Below are 15,135 nucleotides of genomic sequence, written 5' to 3'. Positions count from 1 at the left end.
CAGCCGTATATCCTTAAACCCACGACCACATGCCCAAGCGGGCTGCGAGCGATTTGAACAGCGAATCTCCGACCCCCGAGTCGACACAGTCAAGCCTCACCCTGGAACCGAATGACACCCGCCATCTGGCCATGCTCTGCGGCCAGTTCGACGGCCATTTGCGCCAGATCGAGTCCCGTCTGGGCATCAGTATTGCAGCCCGCGGTAACCAGTTCCTGCTCAGCGGGCCGCCCGGCGCGGTCAATGCCGGCCGCAGCCTGTTGGAAAACCTGTATGGCGAGGTTTGCCAGGGCGTTGGCTTGAGCCCGGAGTCACTGCACCTGCAACTGCAGCAGGCGGGAATCGAGATGCTGGCCGAAGACCCTGCAGGCGCTGCCATTGAGGCTATTCAGGTTATTCGCACCAAGCGTGCATCGGTAAAACCCCGCGGCAAGAACCAGCAGGGCTACGTGCGCACCATCAAGCAGCACGATATCAATTTCGGCATCGGACCGGCCGGCACGGGCAAAACCTATCTCGCGGTCGCCTGCGCCGTGGAAGCACTGCTGGAGGAACGCGTGCGACGCATCCTGCTGGTGCGCCCGGCGGTAGAGGCCGGAGAGAAGCTGGGCTTCCTGCCTGGCGACCTGAGCCAGAAAATCGACCCCTACCTGCGCCCCCTGTACGACGCCCTGTACGAAATGCTCGGCTTTGAAACGGTCAACAAGTTCATCGAGCGCAATATTATCGAAGTAGCGCCGCTCGCCTTCATGCGCGGCCGCACGCTGAATAATGCCTTCATCATTCTCGACGAAGCCCAGAACACGACGCGTGAGCAGATGAAAATGTTCCTCACCCGCATCGGCTTCGGCTCCACGGCGGTGATCACGGGGGACGCCACCCAGATCGACCTGCCCAAGGGCATTCAGTCCGGCCTGACCCATGCCGGCAATATCCTCGCCGATGTCGAGGGCATAGGCTTCACCTGGTTCGGCAACAAGGATGTGGTGCGCCATCCCATGGTGCAGCGTATCGTTGAAGCCTACGATGCCTACGAGGACAGGGCGACACCGCTCGACAAGACCCGGCCATGAACAGCCACATCGACATCCAGACTGCCTGTACCGAGCCGGTTCCCGAGGAGGACGACTTAAGGCACTGGCTGCAAACCACCCTGCAGGGTCGCGCCAGCAGTGCCACTCCGGAACTTTGCCTGCGCCTGGTGGGTGCAGAGGAAATGGCACAACTCAACCAAAACTACCGCGGCAAGCCGGGGCCCACCAACGTGCTGTCGTTTCCCGCCGACCTGCCGGAGAGCCTGCAGCTGCCGCTGCTGGGCGATATCGTCATCTGCGCCCCTGTGGTCGCCCGGGAAGCCGCTGAACAGGGCAAACCCGCAGCCGCACACTGGGCCCACATGGCCGTGCACGGCGCGCTGCACCTGCTGGGCTACGACCACATCTGCGAGGCTCAAGCCAAGGAGATGGAAAACCTGGAAACGGCCATCCTGGCCATACTGGGATTCCCCTGCCCCTACCCAGACACTGTCTCCGAGGAGCCCGTCACCCCATGAGCGAAGATCGATTTGGCAGCGAGCCCGGAGACCGCTCCTGGCTCGAGAAAATAGCCTTGCTGTTCTCCTCGGAACCGCACAATCGCCGCGACCTGGAAGGGGTTCTCGCCATCGCCGCCGAAAACGAGGTTATCGACCAGGATGCGCGCAGCATCATGGAAGGTGCCATGAAGGTCAGCGACATGCAGGCGCGCGACATCATGATTCCACGCGCGCAAATGGTGGTGATCAAGGCGGATTCAACGCTGGAGGAAATCCTGCCGCAGATCATTCACTCTGCCCACTCTCGCTACCCGGTGATCGGTGATAGCCCCGACGATATTCAGGGCATCCTGCTGGCCAAGGACCTGTTACCTGAGCTGCTCAACAAGGATCACAGCGAGTTCCGCATGGAAACACTGCTGCGCCCCACGGTGGTGGTACCGGAGAGCAAGCGGCTGAACGTGTTGCTGCGCGAGTTCCGCGAGAACCGCAACCATATGGCGATCGTTATTGATGAATATGGCGGCGTTGCCGGCCTGGTGACCATTGAGGACGTGCTGGAGGAAATCGTCGGCGATATCGAAGACGAGACCGACGTGGACGAGGACCACTTCATCCGCACCATCGGCGAGGGCGACTACTTTATCAAGGCGCTGACGCCCATCGAGGATTTCAACGAACACTTCCGCACGACCTTCAGCGACGAAGAGTTCGATACCATCGGCGGCCTGGTTATCCAGGCCTTCGGGCACATGCCCGCGCGCAACGAAGTCACCTGCATCGAGAACTTCGAGTTCAAGGTCATCAACGCCGATCAGCGCAAGATCCACAGCCTGCGCATGCGGCCCCTGGGCGGCTGATTCATGCGTGAAAACGGGCTGCGCCCGGCGTGGATCACACTGCTGACACTGCTGGCCGGTGGTCTGGTCACACTGTCGTTCGCACCTTTCGACCTGTGGCCGGCGGGCATCGCCAGCTGTGCGCTGTACTGCTATCTCCTGAGCACCTGCTCGCCGCGCCAGGCCCTGTGGCGTGGCTGGCTGTTCGGACTCGGCATGTTCGGCAGCGGCGTCTCCTGGGTTTACGTCAGCATCCATGTGTACGGCTATGCCAGCGTGCCCCTGGCCGCACTGCTCACGGCGCTGTTCTGTGCCGGCCTGGCGCTGCTGCACAGCCTGTTTGCCTGGTGCTACACGCGCTGGATCAGGCCCCTGCCGGGCGGCATGCTGGTCGGCTTCGGCGCGCTCTGGGTGCTTTTTGAGGGCCTGCGCAGCTGGCTGCTCACGGGCTTTCCGTGGCTCTACCTGGGCTACGCTCACCTGGATACCTGGCTGGCCGGCTGGGCGCCTGCGGTCGGGGTGTACGGGCTGTCATTTGCGGTGGCCGTCAGCGGTGCCTGCCTGTTCCTGGCCTGGCGCAACCCGAAACCCGCCGGCCTGCTGACCTATCTCACCGTGCTCGGCATCCTGTGGTTGGGCGGACGCACACTCGGTGCAGTGGAGTGGGTGGTCCCCGCAACCGAGCAACCACTGCGCGTGGCGCTCTATCAACCCAATATCCCACAGGCCCTGAAATGGCAGCCGGCGTACTACCCGCGAATTCTGGAGCAATACAGTCGCGCTGTCGCGGCGCAAAGCGGGCATGACATTGTCGTGTGGCCGGAATCCGCCCTGCCCCGCTTCTACCAGCAGGCACGCGATTACCTCGATCCGGTTGCCGAGGACTTTGCCCGGCAGGAAGGCACGCTGATCAGCGGCATCCCCTGGCGTGAGGCCGGCGACAGCGCGTACTTCAACAGTATTGTGGCGCTCGGCGCCGGCAGCGGCGTCTACCACAAACAACGTCTGGTGCCCTTCGGGGAATACGTCCCACTGGAAAGCTGGTTGCGCGGGCTCATCGCCTTCTTCGATATGCCCATGTCGAGTTTTTCCGCAGGCCCGCCGGGCCAGAGCCTGCTGTTGGCCGCCGGGGTTCGGGTGGCGCCTTTCATCTGCTATGAAATTGTCTATCCCGGCCTCGTGGCACGCAGCGCGCGCAACGCCGATCTACTGGTCACCATCAGCAACGACAGCTGGTTTGGCGCCTCCATCGGCCCCCTGCAGCACCTGCAGATGGCACGCATGCGCGCGCTGGAAACAGGGCGCTACCTGTTGCGGGGCACCAATAATGGTGTGTCTGCAATCATCGACCATCAGGGCCGCATACAGCAGCGCAGCCCCCAGTTCGAAGAAGCACTGCTCAGCGGTGAGGCCCACGTCATGCTCGGCAGCACGCCGGCGGCGACTTACGGACCGCGACCGGTGCTGGCCGCCTGCGTGCTACTCCTGCTGATGATGCTGGTTGTGTACCACACTCTCTGGCGTGAGCGGGACTGAACACCCTCCCAGTGACCTGCCAATGCACTGGAAACTTCACCTGCACTCTGGTAAAAAGCGCCCCTTTCCTCACACTGGAGCCAACCGCATGCTGAAACAGGCCTGTGCAGCGCTTGTATTACTCGGGGCCAGTGGCGCCCTGCAGGCAGCAAACGCTTTTCCTTCCACGTATACCCCTGTCGCCTCACAGCCCACCCTGCTGCGCAACGCTACCGTGCTTACCGGGGACGGGCAGCGCCTGGAACAGGCGGACCTGTTGATGGCGGGAGGCAGAATCGAATGGGTGGGCCAGGGCGATGTGCCGCCCGGCACCCAGGAAATCGACGCCACCGGCCGCTGGGTGACTCCGGGGCTGATTGACGTGCATTCGCATCTCGGGGTTTATCCCAGTCCGTCCGTCGACGCCCATCAGGACGGCAATGAAATGAGCGACCCGGTTACTGCCAATATCTGGGCGGAACACAGCGTCTGGCCACAGGACCCGGGTTTCGGCAAGGCGCTCGCCGGGGGCGTGACGTCCCTGCAGATACTGCCGGGTTCTGCCAACCTGTTCGGTGGACGCGGTGTCACCCTGAAGAACGTGTACAGTACCAGCTATCAGGGCATGAAGTTCCCGGGGGCACCCTACGGCCTGAAAATGGCCTGCGGGGAGAACCCCAAGCGGGTGTACGGACAGCGCAACAAACTGCCTTCCACCCGCATGGGCAACGTGGCGCACTACCGTGCCGAATGGATTGCGGCCCGCGACTATCTCGACCGGTGGGCCCGCTATGACGCCCAGGTTGAAGCCGGCGACGAAGAAGCCACCGCGCCACTGCGCGACCTCAAGCTGGAAACCCTGGCCGGCGTGCTGCAGGGTGAGATCATTATCCACATGCACTGCTACCGCGCCGACGAAATGATGACCATCCTGTCGCTGGCGGAGGAGTTCGACTATCGTATCGGCACCTTCCACCACGCCGTGGAAGCCTACAAGATTGCCGATGAACTGGCGGAAAAACAGGTATGCGGCGCACTCTGGGCCGACTGGTGGGGCTTCAAAATGGAAGCTTATGACGGCATACAGGAGAACATCGCTCTCGTGGACCGCCCGCCGGGGGGCTGTGCTGTAGTGCATTCGGACTCTGCGGAAGGTATCCAGCGGCTCAATCAGGAAGCCGCCAAGGCCATGGGCAAGGGCCGCCGGGCTGGCATGGCCATTGAACCGGAACACGCTATTAGCTGGATCACCGCCAACGCCGCACGCTCTCTGGGCATCGAGTCCATGACCGGCAGCCTGACCCCCGGGAAAATGGCCGATGTGGTGGTGTGGAACGGCAATCCGTTCAGCGTTTATAGCAAGGCTGACCTGGTTTTCGTCGACGGCGCGCTGCTGTTTGATCGGGACGACCCCGCGCGACAGCCGGTGTCCGATTTCGAGCTGGGGCAACTGCAGGGGGTGAAACAATGAAGACACTGCAATGGACACTCGCCGCGGTCCTGCTCTGCTGCCACGCCGTGGCCAGCGCAGACACCCTGCTCATTCGCAACGCCCAACTGCACACCATGACTGCCGCGGGCACACTGGCGTCCGCGGATATTCTGGTGCGCAACGGGCGTATCGCGGAGATTGGCAGCGATCTGCGAGCGCCGGAAGACAGCACGGAACTGGATGCTGCCGGACGGCCCGTGACACCTGCGCTGTTCGCGGGCATCACGGCGCTGGGGCTGAATGAAATCGACATGGTCTGGCCCTCCGTGGACTCGGCGGTAACGCAGATTGGCTCGCCGCCCATGCGCCCGGAATTCAACGTGGTCAGCGCGTACAACCCACACTCCAGCCCCATTCCCGTTACCCGCATCGAGGGCTTCGGCTTCAGTCTGCTGGGCGCCATGGCGGGCGGCTCCATCATCGGCGGCCAGGGGCGCACGGTGCTGCTGGACGGCGGTTACGACAGCTTCCAGGGTGACCCGGTGCTGTTCATTGCGCTGGGCGAGAGTGCTTCGACCCTGGCCGGTGGCTCGCGCGCCGCGCAGTGGATGGTACTCGAACAAGCCGTCGCCGAAAGTGAGTCGACACCGCGCCACGGCGAACACACCCTGCTCACGCGGGAAGGGCGGGCGGCACTGAAGGGCTATACGCGCAGCGGCACCGTGGTATTCAGCGTGCACCGCGCCAGCGATATCCTGCAGGTACTGGCCTTCGCCGAGCGTCACGGTTTCAGGGCGGTCATCGAAGGTGGCGCCGAAGCCTGGATGGTCGCGGCGCAATTGGCTGACGCCGAGGTGCCCGTACTGTTGGACCCTTTGCAGAACCTGCCAGACAGCTTCGACATGCTCGGCGCGCGTCTGGATAACGCCGCACTGCTGCACGCCGCTGGCGTCCGCATCAGCTTTTCGGGAGCAGGTACCCACCACGCGCGCAAACAGCGTCAGCTGGCCGGGGTTGCCGCCGCCAATGGCCTCGCCAGAGACGCCGCGCTGGCCGCCCTCACACGCAATCCCGCGGAGATCTTCGGGCTGCCCGGCGGCCGGCTGGAGCGCGGCGTACCCGCGGATCTGGTGATCTGGAGCGGGGACCCGCTGGAACTGGTGGAATCCGCCGACCACGTTATCCTCGGGGGCCGCCTGCAGCCCATGCGCAGCCGCCAGACCGAACTGCGTGATCGCTACCTGCCGGTTGACGCCACACTGCCGAGGGCCTACATACGCTAGAGCCCGTAAGCCTGCAGGTGGCCAACCCGGCCAGCTGCAGGTGCAGTGATGTAGACGCTAGGGCGCATCCATCGACACCACGAAAATTCCCCGCAGCTCGTCTGCGCCATAGCCTGTCGCCTGATCTTCGGGATAGCGGTCCTGCAGCGCGCTGTGGGTTGCAGCGTCCAACGCCTGGCCCGGCGTGCCGTGACACTGCAAACACATGCCGTTGGTGACGATGGGATAATACGCCACCACCTCTCCGTCAACCCGGTGCACGGCGGGCTGTGGCTCAGTGCCCGCAGCCAGCGCGGATTTGGCCTCGGTGATGTAGGCCAGTTCGCTGCTGTTGGCGACATTGGCGGGGTTGCGTGGCCGGTCGCTGACGCGACGTACCAAAGCGTCCTGCCCAGCTGACGCCCCCTCGGTGAGGGGAATGGCGTTGGTGTGGCAAAAATCGATGGCCGCTACCGTGCCGCCCGCACTGATGGCCTGCTTCAGGTTGCTGCCCAGAGTTGCCTTGGCGCGCAGCGCAATCTCTCTGCCGTGGCGTAGATAATCCGCATCGGTCACCAGCGCGGGCCGGCCCACCCGCCGGCGCTTTTGCTGCTCGACCTGGAAATGCTGTGCATACCACGAAGGCGCTTCCAGGGGGCTGTGATAGATGTAATAGGCAATGTCCTCCAGCATGGCGGGATCAAAAGACAGCTTGGGCATAAGCCCGAAGCGATTGATCGCACCGGGCATGCGCGTATTCTCCGCGGAGGGATCCTGCACGAAGGCCGCCAGGTCGCGACTGAACTCGGTGTAGGCTGTATCGGCCTGCACGTAGTGCTGCTTGATCGCCGCCATGGGCGGCGCAACACGGTTACCTGCGGCCGCATCGGGGCTGTGACAGCTGAAACAGGCTGATTCCAGTGCCTGAAACCCGGCTGTCAGCCTCACCTGGTCAAGCGCCGCTCCTTCCACCTGTGGTGCATCGGCGCTCACCGCCCGTTCAACGACCGCCAGCGGCGCAATAAGAGCCGCCAGACAAACGGCAGTAACGATTCTGATATTCATCTTGATCCTTCCTCTCCTCGGCTGACTCAGGGCAGCAGTATCCAGCGTAACAGGGCAGAGACGGCACCTACCACCAGCACTCCGCTCACCCAAAGTCCTATAAACCAGGCCCACTTTTTCCCCAGACCATGTTCCCTGCGCTGCGGTGCCTCACGCTCACTCATCAGTGATACCCGCCGTCACCGGGCCGGACCTTGCCCCGGAATATCCAGTAGGAATACGCCGTGTAGCCCAGTATCAAGGGCAACATCAGCAACGCCCCAACCAGCATGAACAGCAGGCTTGAATCCGGTGCGGCGGCGTCTTGTATGGTAATCGCCCGGGGTACGATATACGGCGTAAGCCCTACGCCCAGGCCTACAAAACACAACCCCAGCAGCACCAGCGTCGCGGGGTAGATCACTGCATCGCGTTGCCCGCGAATACCCCAGGCCACCAGCGTAGCGGTAGCGGCGGTGAGCAACGGCACGGGCGCCACCCAGTAGAGGTTGGGCAGGCTGAACCAGCGGGTGAAAATTTCCGGCGACAGGAAAGGCGTCCACACACTGACGACAACCACGAAGAGGAAGGTGCTGATAGCTGCGTGTTTGGCGAACCGATAGGCCTGCTGGCGCAGGGCGTCGTCGGTTTTCAACACCAGCCAGCCAGCGCCCAGCAGGGCATAGCCAGCGCACAGGGCGAAGCCAACCGTGACGGTAAAGGGTGTCAGCCAGTCCCACCAGCCACCCGCGTAAGCGCGCCCTTCCACTTCGATCCCCTGCACGAAGGTGCCGAGCACGATGCCCTGCATGAAAGTTGCCAGTGCCGAGCCGAACACGAAACTCACATCCCAGATGCGCTTGTGTGCCGGGTCACGCCAGCGGTACTCAAAAGCAACACCGCGAAACACCAGTGCCAGCAACATGATGATGAACGGCGCGTAAAGCGCGGGCATGACCACCGCATAAGCGAGCGGAAAAGCGGCGAACAGACCGCCGCCACCGAGTATGAGCCAGGTTTCGTTACCGTCCCACACCGGTGCAACCGTGTTCATCGCCGTATCGCGCTCCTCATCCGTGGCCAGAAACGGGAAAAGCAGGCCGATGCCCAGGTCGAAACCGTCCAGCGCAACGTAGATGAAAATACCCAGCGCCAGCAAACCGGCCCAGATCAGCGGTAAATCCAGCATTTCAGGCACCTCCGTTGTTTGTGGTGGGCTTGTTTATGGCGGGCCGCATTGAGGCCAGCGGGGTGGTACCCGCAGCACGCTGGGGCGCTCCGGTTTGTGGCCCCTGCCCATCGGGCGTCGCCCCCATCATGCGGATGATGTAATAAGTACCGGCGCCAAACAGGGCGAAATAGACCACGATGAAGGCGATCAGCGAAGCCGCCACTGCCGGTGCGTCAACAGGTGCCAGTGAGTCACTGGTGCGCAGCAGACCATAGACGGTGAAGGGCTGGCGGCCGACTTCAGTCACAATCCAGCCCGCGAGCACAGCGACAAACCCGGAAGGCCCCATCCAGACTGCCGCACGCTGCAGCCACGGCGTATCGTAGAGCCTGCCGCGCCAGCGCAACCAGACGGAGTAGAGTCCGATCAGCGCCATCAGGGTCCCTATCAAGAGCATGATCCGGAAAGACCAGAACACCATGCCCACCGGGGGCCGGTCGCTCGCAGGCACATCGGTCAGACCCGGGGTCTCGCCACCGATATCGTGGGTAAGTACAAGCGCCGAGGCGTAGGGAATACCCACTTCAAAGACGTTTTTCTCCGCCGCTGAATCGGGCCAGGCAAAGAGCAGGAACGGCGCGCCGGTTTGTCGCTCCCAATGCCCTTCCATCGCGGCCACCTTCATCGGCTGATGCTCGAGTGTGTTGAGCCCGTGCAGGTCGCCGGCGAAAATCTGCAACGGTGCCACGAAAGTCGCCATCCACATGGCCATGGAGAACATCTTGCGCGCCTCGGGGTTCGCCCTGTTTCGCAGCAGGTGCCACGCCCCGACACCGCCCACGACAAAGGAAACAGTGAGGTAGGACGCCAGAGTCATGTGCACCAGACGATACGGAAAGCTGGGGTTGAAGATGATGGCCAGCCAGTCAACGGGGACAAACTGGCCGAGCTCGTTCACAGCGTGGCCCGTCGGGGTTTGCATCCAGCTGTTTACCGACAGGATCCAGGTGGCAGAGAGCAGCGTGCCGAAGGCCACCATGGTGGTGGCGAAAAAGTGCAGGCGCTTGCCAACCCGCTCCATGCCAAAAAGCATGATACCGAGGAAACCCGCCTCGAGGAAAAACGCGGTCAGCACCTCATAGGCCAGCAGCGGCCCGATCACCGGCCCTGCCCGGTCGGAGAACACACTCCAGTTGGTGCCAAACTGATAGGACATCACCAGGCCGGACACCACGCCCATGCCGAACGCGACGGCAAATATCTTCAACCAGTATTTGTACAGGTTGAGGTAAACCGGGTTCTCCGTCTTCAGCCACAGTCCCTCAAGCACGAACAGGTAGCTCGCCAGGCCAATGGAGAAGGCAGGGAAAATGATGTGGAAGGATACGGTGAAGGCGAACTGGATACGCGCCAGCATCGATGCGTCGAAAAACTCAAACACGGCAGACCCCTTGCCTCGGCATTAAGTGATATCTAATATAGTATTTATAATTTCCATTGCATAAGCAACACCTAATATTGAATTTCAGGAGCAACGCCCATTCGCCTCACTGCCTACACAAACTACTCGCTGCGCATTCTCATGTACTGCGCTGCCCGTCCAGGCCAGCAGGTACGTATTGCCGATATTGCCACGGCGTTTGCTATTTCCCGCGCCCATCTGCTGAAATCCGCGCGACACCTCGGGCAGCTGGGTTACCTGTCGACCATGCGTGGCAGGCACGGCGGCGTGCAGCTGGGCATGGACCCGACGCGTATATCGGTGGGCAAGGTGGTACGGGAGCTGGAGGACAGTGGCGATTTCGTGGAGTGTTTCAATCCCGCCACCAACAGCTGCCCGCTGGCCGGCGCCTGCAACCTGACCGGGCTCTTCCGGCGTGGTGTGGAGGCCTTCTACCGGGAGCTGGATGACACCAGCCTCGCGGATATCGTGGGCGACGGCGCAATGCTGCGCGCCAGGCTGCCACTCTTGCAGCTGGCCTGAGCCCTCGCTTCGCCGCAGGCCCTGAATACTGATAGAATCACCCTCTTTTTTTTGCACAGCAAGAACGGTCGCCCCCCTGCAAGCCGCCACCCGTTCCGTGCCCAAACCAGTCGAGTAAACCCGCACATGGACCCGCATTACCAGCCGAAGATTCTTGAACAGGCCGCCCAGGACCACTGGCAGCAAGAGCAGAGCTTTGCCGTAAAGAAGGAGGCAGGACGAGAGAAATTCTACTGCCTGGCAATGTTCCCCTACCCCAGCGGCAAGCTGCACATGGGCCATGTGCGCAACTACACCATCACCGATGTCATCTCCCGCTACCAGCGCATGCTGGGCAAGAATGTGCTGCACCCGATGGGGTGGGACGCCTTCGGCCTGCCGGCAGAGAACGCCGCGGTGCAGAACAATACCGCCCCGGCTGCCTGGACCTACAAGAACATTGCCTACATGAAAGGCCAGCTGCAAAGCCTGGGCTTCGGGTTCGACTGGTCTCGCGAGCTGGCCACCTGCCAGCCCGACTACTACCGCTGGGAGCAATGGTTCTTCACCCGCCTGTATGAAAAGGGGCTGGTGTACAAGAAAATGGCGACGGTCAACTGGGACCCGGTGGACCAGACGGTACTGGCCAACGAGCAGGTTATTGACGGGCGCGGCTGGCGTTCCGGGGCGCTCGTGGAGCGCCGTGAAATTCCCCAGTGGTTTATCCGCATCACCGCCTACGCCGAGGAATTGCTGGCAGATCTGGACCAGCTGCCGCACTGGCCGGAGCAGGTGCGCACCATGCAGCGCAACTGGATCGGCAAAAGCCGCGGGGTAGACCTGAGTTTCGACCTCGCCACCCCGGTGGCGGACGCGGACCGCCTTGAGGTCTACACCACACGACCAGACACGCTGTTTGGGGTCACCTACATGTGCCTGGCAGCAGAGCACCCGGTCTCCCGCGCACTGGCGGCAGACAATCCTGAACTGCAGGCGTTTATTGAAGCCTGCAAGACCCAGTCATCGGCAGAGGCCGATATGGCCACCATGGAAAAGCGCGGCCTGGACACCGGCCTGCGCGCCATCAACCCGCTCAGCGGCGAAGAAGTCCCGGTGTGGGTAGCCAACTACGTACTCATGGACTACGGTTCCGGTGCCATCATGGCGGTACCGGCGCACGACCAGCGCGACTGGGAGTTTGCCCGCAAATATGGACTGCCCATACGGCCGGTGATTGCCGCCGAGGATGGCGCGGACATCGACCTGTCCCAGGCTGCGGCGACGGTAAAGGGCACACTGATCAATTCAGCGGAATTTGATGGATTGACCTCGGAAGCGGCGTTTGCGGCCATCGCCGCGCACCTTGAACAAGCCGGGCGCGGTCAGGTCACCACCAATTACCGGCTGCGCGACTGGGGGGTTTCGCGCCAGCGCTACTGGGGCGCCCCCATCCCGATGCTCAACCTGCCGCAAGGCGGTGAAATCCCGGTGCCGGCACATAAACTGCCCGTGTTGTTGCCCGAAGACGTGGTCATGGATGGCGTTATCTCGCCAATCAAGGCCGACCCGCAATGGCGCCAGGACGAGCTTGACGGGCAGCCCGTCGAGCGCGAAACCGACACTTTCGACACGTTCATGGAATCCAGCTGGTACTACGCGCGCTATACCTGCCCCGACTTCGAGGAGGGCATGCTGGACCCCGAGCTGGCCAACTACTGGCTGCCAGTCGACCAGTATGTGGGTGGCATCGAACACGCCATCCTGCACCTGCTCTACGCGCGCTTCTTCCACAAGCTGATGCGTGATGAAGGCCTGGTCAACTCCAGCGAGCCCTTCGAGCGCCTGCTCTGCCAGGGCATGGTGCTGGCGGAATCCTTCTACCGTGAAGGTCCGGGCGGCAGCCGCATCTGGGTGGCGCCGACCGACGTGGATGTCGAACGCGATGAGCGGGGCCGGGTGCTGCGCGCCGTGGAGCGCCAAAGCGGTGATGAGGTCATCTCCGGTGGTGTGACCAAGATGTCCAAGTCCAAGAACAACGGTATCGACCCGCATTCCGCCGTGGAGACCTTCGGCGCCGACACCGTGCGCCTGTTCACCATGTTCGCCGCACCGCCTGAGCAAACCCTGGAGTGGCACGATGCCGGTGTGGAGGGCGCCAGCCGCTTTCTGCGCAAGCTGTGGAAACAAGTGCATGCACACCTTGAGGCGGGTGAAAGCGCAGACCTGGCGCCAGCCACACTCGGCGATGCCGAGCGCCAGCTGCGCCGCAAGGCCCACGAGACCATCGCCAAGGTCAGCGACGACTACGGTCGCCGGCAAACCTTCAACACGGCGGTCGCCGCCATCATGGAGCTGTGCAACGACATCGCCCGGCTCGACCAGTCAGAACCCGCCGCACGGGCGGTTGTGCGCGAAGCACTGCAGGCCGTGGTGCTGATGCTGAGCCCCATCGTGCCACACATCTGCCACCACCTGTGGCCGCTGCTGGGGGGCAAGGGCCCGCTGCTGGATGCGCCGTGGCCGCACGTGGATGCCAGCGCCCTGGTGCGCGACAGCATCGACATGGCGGTGCAGGTAAACGGTAAAGTGCGGGCCCAGATCGCCGTGGCCGCCGATGCGGACAAAGCCGCGGTGGAAGCCGCCGCCATGGCACAGGACAACGTACAGCGCTTCCTGGATGGGGTGACAGTGCGCAAGGTGATTGTGGTGCCGGGGAAACTCGTTAACATAGTGGCCAACTGATGGCCTGGACGTCACCCATGTTGCGCACAACCCTGACCCTGTTACTGGCCCTGTCGGTAAGCGCCTGCGGCTTTCAGCTGCGCGGCGCAGCCAGTTCCACCGGCCTGCCCGCGGAGTGGCGCCAGCTGCACCTGGAAACCGGCAACCCAAACAGTGAGTTTACCCGCGAATTGCGTTCACGCTTCTCGGCCAACGGCATCGAGTGGGTTGACCGTCCGCAGGCTGCCTATATCCTGCAGCTGGAGCCCGAGCGCTTCAGCCAGCGGAACCTCTCTCTCACCAGCGAGGCGCGGGCGGCGGAATTCGAGTTGACCATGCAAACCCGGTTCACGGTGCGTGCGCCGGACGGCAGCATCGCCATGGAGACATCGCAAGCCATGGTCACCAAACAGATGGAGAACGACCCCAGTAACGTGGTGGGCAAAGCGGAAGAAATTCGCATCCTGCAGGGAGAGATGCGCGGCGAACTCGCGCAACAGATTCTGCGCCGGATCGGATTCCACGCCGCAGCCCAGTAATGCAGCTCAAGGCCGAGCAACTCGCCAAGCACCTGCAGGGCCAGTGCCTGTCCGTTTACCTGTTGAGCGGTGACGAACCACTGCTGGTGCAGGAGTGTGCCGACCTGGTACGCAGCGCCGCGCGTGCCGCCGGGTGCAGCGAACGTGAAGTGCTGGATACCGGCCCCAAGGACTTCAGCTGGGAATCCCTGTTACACAGCGCCGCCGAAATGTCGCTGTTCGGTGAGCGCAAGGTCATCGAACTGCGGTTACCGGACGGCAAGCCCGGCGCCGAGGGCAGCAAGGCGCTCTGTGCCTACCTGGAGCAGGCCAGCGGCGATGATGTCCTGCTGGTGATCAGCGGCAAAATCGATCGGCAGTCCCAGAACAGCAAGTGGTACAAGGCACTGGAGAAATCCGGGGCCGTTGTGCAGGTCTGGCCCGTCGGGGCCCGTGAAATGCCCCGCTGGCTGCGCCAACGCCTGGGACAGGCAGGGCTGGATATCGATGACGACGCCCTGGAGCTGCTTGCCGAGCGCCTGGAAGGCAACCTGTATGCCGCGGTGCAGGAAGTCGAGAAGCTGAAATTGCTGGCCGACGGCAAACAGGTCACGCTAGCCACCGTCACCACTGCCGTGCTGGACAACGCGCGCTACAACCTGTTCACCATGGTGGACACTGCCTTGGCGGGCAACGCGGAAGCAACCCTGCGCATGGTGCACGGCCTGCGCGGTGAAGGCACGGATGCGGTGCCCTTGCTATGGGCCGTAACGCGTGAAATACGCGGCCTGTACGCCCTGCAGCTGGAGCTTGAGATGGGCCAGCCGCGCTCCGCCGTATTCAACAGCCACCGGGTGTGGAAGAGCCGCGAAGCCGCCGTGACAGCGGCCCTGCAACGCCACCCCAGCCGCGCACTGGGCGCGATGTTGCAGGACGCACTGACGATTGATGGCAGTATCAAGGGCTTTGCCGATGGCGACCCCTGGGATCGGCTTGATCGCCTCCTGCTGGCGCTCGCCCGCTGAATTTGCCGCGCACGGCCGGCTAACGCGCACCGCCATCGGCCTTGCGCCAGATCAATATGCACAGCCACCACCTGTGCTTTGATAACCTTGTTCACCCAACACAATAATTGC

At 62.9% G+C, this 15,135-nt stretch carries 14 protein-coding genes; 10 read left to right on the top strand and 4 right to left on the bottom strand.

Annotated features, from left to right (window positions below; all coding sequences use genetic code 11):
* The first annotated feature begins 29 nt into the window (after positions 1 to 29).
* The 6 genes from EGJ68_RS05140 to EGJ68_RS05115 all read left to right on the top strand — a co-directional run bounded on the left by EGJ68_RS05140 (position 30) and on the right by EGJ68_RS05115 (position 6,603).
* Entirely contained in the window at positions 30 to 1,073 is a 1,044-nt protein-coding gene (locus EGJ68_RS05140) for a PhoH family protein (RefSeq protein WP_123033421.1), read from the top strand.
* The gene (ybeY, locus tag EGJ68_RS05135) at positions 1,070 to 1,552 is read left to right on the top strand and encodes an rRNA maturation RNase YbeY (RefSeq protein ID WP_123033420.1); all 483 of its coding nucleotides are present in this window, start codon (positions 1,070 to 1,072) and stop codon (positions 1,550 to 1,552) included. The genes EGJ68_RS05140 and ybeY overlap by 4 nt, the downstream gene beginning before the upstream one ends.
* Positions 1,549 to 2,394, top strand: a complete 846-nt coding sequence (locus EGJ68_RS05130; RefSeq protein WP_123033419.1) for an HlyC/CorC family transporter — start codon at positions 1,549 to 1,551, stop codon at positions 2,392 to 2,394. Before ybeY ends, EGJ68_RS05130 begins: the two co-directional genes overlap by 4 nt.
* Before the next feature lie 3 nt (positions 2,395 to 2,397).
* Positions 2,398 to 3,909, top strand: a complete 1,512-nt coding sequence (gene lnt, locus EGJ68_RS05125; protein WP_123033418.1) for an apolipoprotein N-acyltransferase — start codon at positions 2,398 to 2,400, stop codon at positions 3,907 to 3,909.
* A gap of 88 nt (positions 3,910 to 3,997) precedes the next feature.
* Positions 3,998 to 5,359, top strand: coding sequence for an amidohydrolase (locus EGJ68_RS05120; RefSeq protein WP_123033417.1), 1,362 nt, complete (start codon positions 3,998 to 4,000; stop codon positions 5,357 to 5,359).
* Positions 5,356 to 6,603 (top strand): amidohydrolase family protein, encoded by a 1,248-nt coding sequence (locus EGJ68_RS05115; protein ID WP_123033416.1) that lies wholly within the window; start codon positions 5,356 to 5,358, stop codon positions 6,601 to 6,603. The genes EGJ68_RS05120 and EGJ68_RS05115 overlap by 4 nt, the downstream gene beginning before the upstream one ends.
* A 57-nt stretch (positions 6,604 to 6,660) precedes the next feature.
* Here EGJ68_RS05115 and EGJ68_RS05110 read toward each other — a convergent pair whose 3' ends face one another.
* Genes EGJ68_RS05110 through EGJ68_RS05100 form a run of 4 tightly spaced genes read right to left on the bottom strand, consistent with a single transcriptional unit; the run spans position 6,661 to position 10,238 of the window.
* Positions 6,661 to 7,647, bottom strand: a complete 987-nt coding sequence (locus EGJ68_RS05110; RefSeq protein ID WP_123033415.1) for a Tll0287-like domain-containing protein — start codon at positions 7,645 to 7,647, stop codon at positions 6,661 to 6,663.
* Positions 7,648 to 7,673: 26 nt separating this feature from the next.
* The gene (locus EGJ68_RS18215) at positions 7,674 to 7,811 is read right to left on the bottom strand and encodes a hypothetical protein (RefSeq protein ID WP_199227922.1); all 138 of its coding nucleotides are present in this window, start codon (positions 7,809 to 7,811) and stop codon (positions 7,674 to 7,676) included.
* The gene (gene cydB, locus EGJ68_RS05105; RefSeq protein WP_123033414.1) at positions 7,811 to 8,815 is read right to left on the bottom strand and encodes a cytochrome d ubiquinol oxidase subunit II; all 1,005 of its coding nucleotides are present in this window, start codon (positions 8,813 to 8,815) and stop codon (positions 7,811 to 7,813) included. Before cydB ends, EGJ68_RS18215 begins: the two co-directional genes overlap by 1 nt.
* Before the next feature lies 1 nt (position 8,816).
* Positions 8,817 to 10,238 carry a cytochrome ubiquinol oxidase subunit I gene (locus EGJ68_RS05100; protein ID WP_123033413.1) on the bottom strand — a complete coding sequence of 474 codons (1,422 nt, stop codon included), beginning with the start codon at positions 10,236 to 10,238 and terminating at the stop codon, positions 8,817 to 8,819.
* An 81-nt stretch (positions 10,239 to 10,319) separates the two neighbouring features.
* Here EGJ68_RS05100 and EGJ68_RS05095 point away from each other — a divergent pair, with 81 nt between their 5' ends.
* The 4 genes from EGJ68_RS05095 (at position 10,320) to holA (ending at position 15,024) form a co-directional block, all read left to right on the top strand.
* A complete protein-coding gene (locus EGJ68_RS05095; RefSeq protein WP_332888878.1) occupies positions 10,320 to 10,781 on the top strand; it encodes an RrF2 family transcriptional regulator in 462 nt (153 codons plus the stop codon).
* Positions 10,782 to 10,907: 126 nt separating this feature from the next.
* Entirely contained in the window at positions 10,908 to 13,502 is a 2,595-nt protein-coding gene (leuS, locus tag EGJ68_RS05090) for a leucine--tRNA ligase (RefSeq protein ID WP_123033411.1), read from the top strand.
* A 17-nt stretch (positions 13,503 to 13,519) separates the two neighbouring features.
* Positions 13,520 to 14,020 (top strand): LPS-assembly lipoprotein LptE, encoded by a 501-nt coding sequence (locus tag EGJ68_RS05085; RefSeq protein ID WP_123034053.1) that lies wholly within the window; start codon positions 13,520 to 13,522, stop codon positions 14,018 to 14,020.
* Positions 14,020 to 15,024 carry a DNA polymerase III subunit delta gene (holA, locus tag EGJ68_RS05080; protein WP_123033410.1) on the top strand — a complete coding sequence of 335 codons (1,005 nt, stop codon included), beginning with the start codon at positions 14,020 to 14,022 and terminating at the stop codon, positions 15,022 to 15,024. The genes EGJ68_RS05085 and holA overlap by 1 nt, the downstream gene beginning before the upstream one ends.
* The last annotated feature ends 111 nt before the right edge of the window (positions 15,025 to 15,135 follow it).

It is taken from the genome of Haliea alexandrii, from assembly GCF_003719295.1.
In the GTDB taxonomy this organism is placed as follows: Bacteria; Pseudomonadota; Gammaproteobacteria; order Pseudomonadales; family Halieaceae; genus Haliea; species Haliea alexandrii.
Note: the sequence above shows the minus strand (reverse complement) of the source record. Positions and strands in the feature narration are given on the sequence as shown.

Bases quoted from the DNA above. Each gene is read 5' to 3' on its own strand.
- EGJ68_RS05140 (WP_123033421.1), top strand. From the start codon at position 30: ATGCCCAAGCGGGCTGCGAGCGATTTGAACAGCGAATCTCCGACCCCC.
- ybeY (WP_123033420.1), top strand. From the start codon at position 1,070: ATGAACAGCCACATCGACATCCAGACTGCCTGTACCGAGCCGGTTCCC.
- EGJ68_RS05130 (WP_123033419.1), top strand. From the start codon at position 1,549: ATGAGCGAAGATCGATTTGGCAGCGAGCCCGGAGACCGCTCCTGGCTC.
- lnt (WP_123033418.1), top strand. From the start codon at position 2,398: ATGCGTGAAAACGGGCTGCGCCCGGCGTGGATCACACTGCTGACACTG.
- EGJ68_RS05120 (WP_123033417.1), top strand. From the start codon at position 3,998: ATGCTGAAACAGGCCTGTGCAGCGCTTGTATTACTCGGGGCCAGTGGC.
- EGJ68_RS05115 (WP_123033416.1), top strand. From the start codon at position 5,356: ATGAAGACACTGCAATGGACACTCGCCGCGGTCCTGCTCTGCTGCCAC.
- EGJ68_RS05110 (WP_123033415.1), bottom strand. From the start codon at position 7,647: ATGAATATCAGAATCGTTACTGCCGTTTGTCTGGCGGCTCTTATTGCG.
- EGJ68_RS18215 (WP_199227922.1), bottom strand. From the start codon at position 7,811: ATGAGTGAGCGTGAGGCACCGCAGCGCAGGGAACATGGTCTGGGGAAA.
- cydB (WP_123033414.1), bottom strand. From the start codon at position 8,815: ATGCTGGATTTACCGCTGATCTGGGCCGGTTTGCTGGCGCTGGGTATT.
- leuS (WP_123033411.1), top strand. From the start codon at position 10,908: ATGGACCCGCATTACCAGCCGAAGATTCTTGAACAGGCCGCCCAGGAC.
- EGJ68_RS05085 (WP_123034053.1), top strand. From the start codon at position 13,520: ATGTTGCGCACAACCCTGACCCTGTTACTGGCCCTGTCGGTAAGCGCC.
- holA (WP_123033410.1), top strand. From the start codon at position 14,020: ATGCAGCTCAAGGCCGAGCAACTCGCCAAGCACCTGCAGGGCCAGTGC.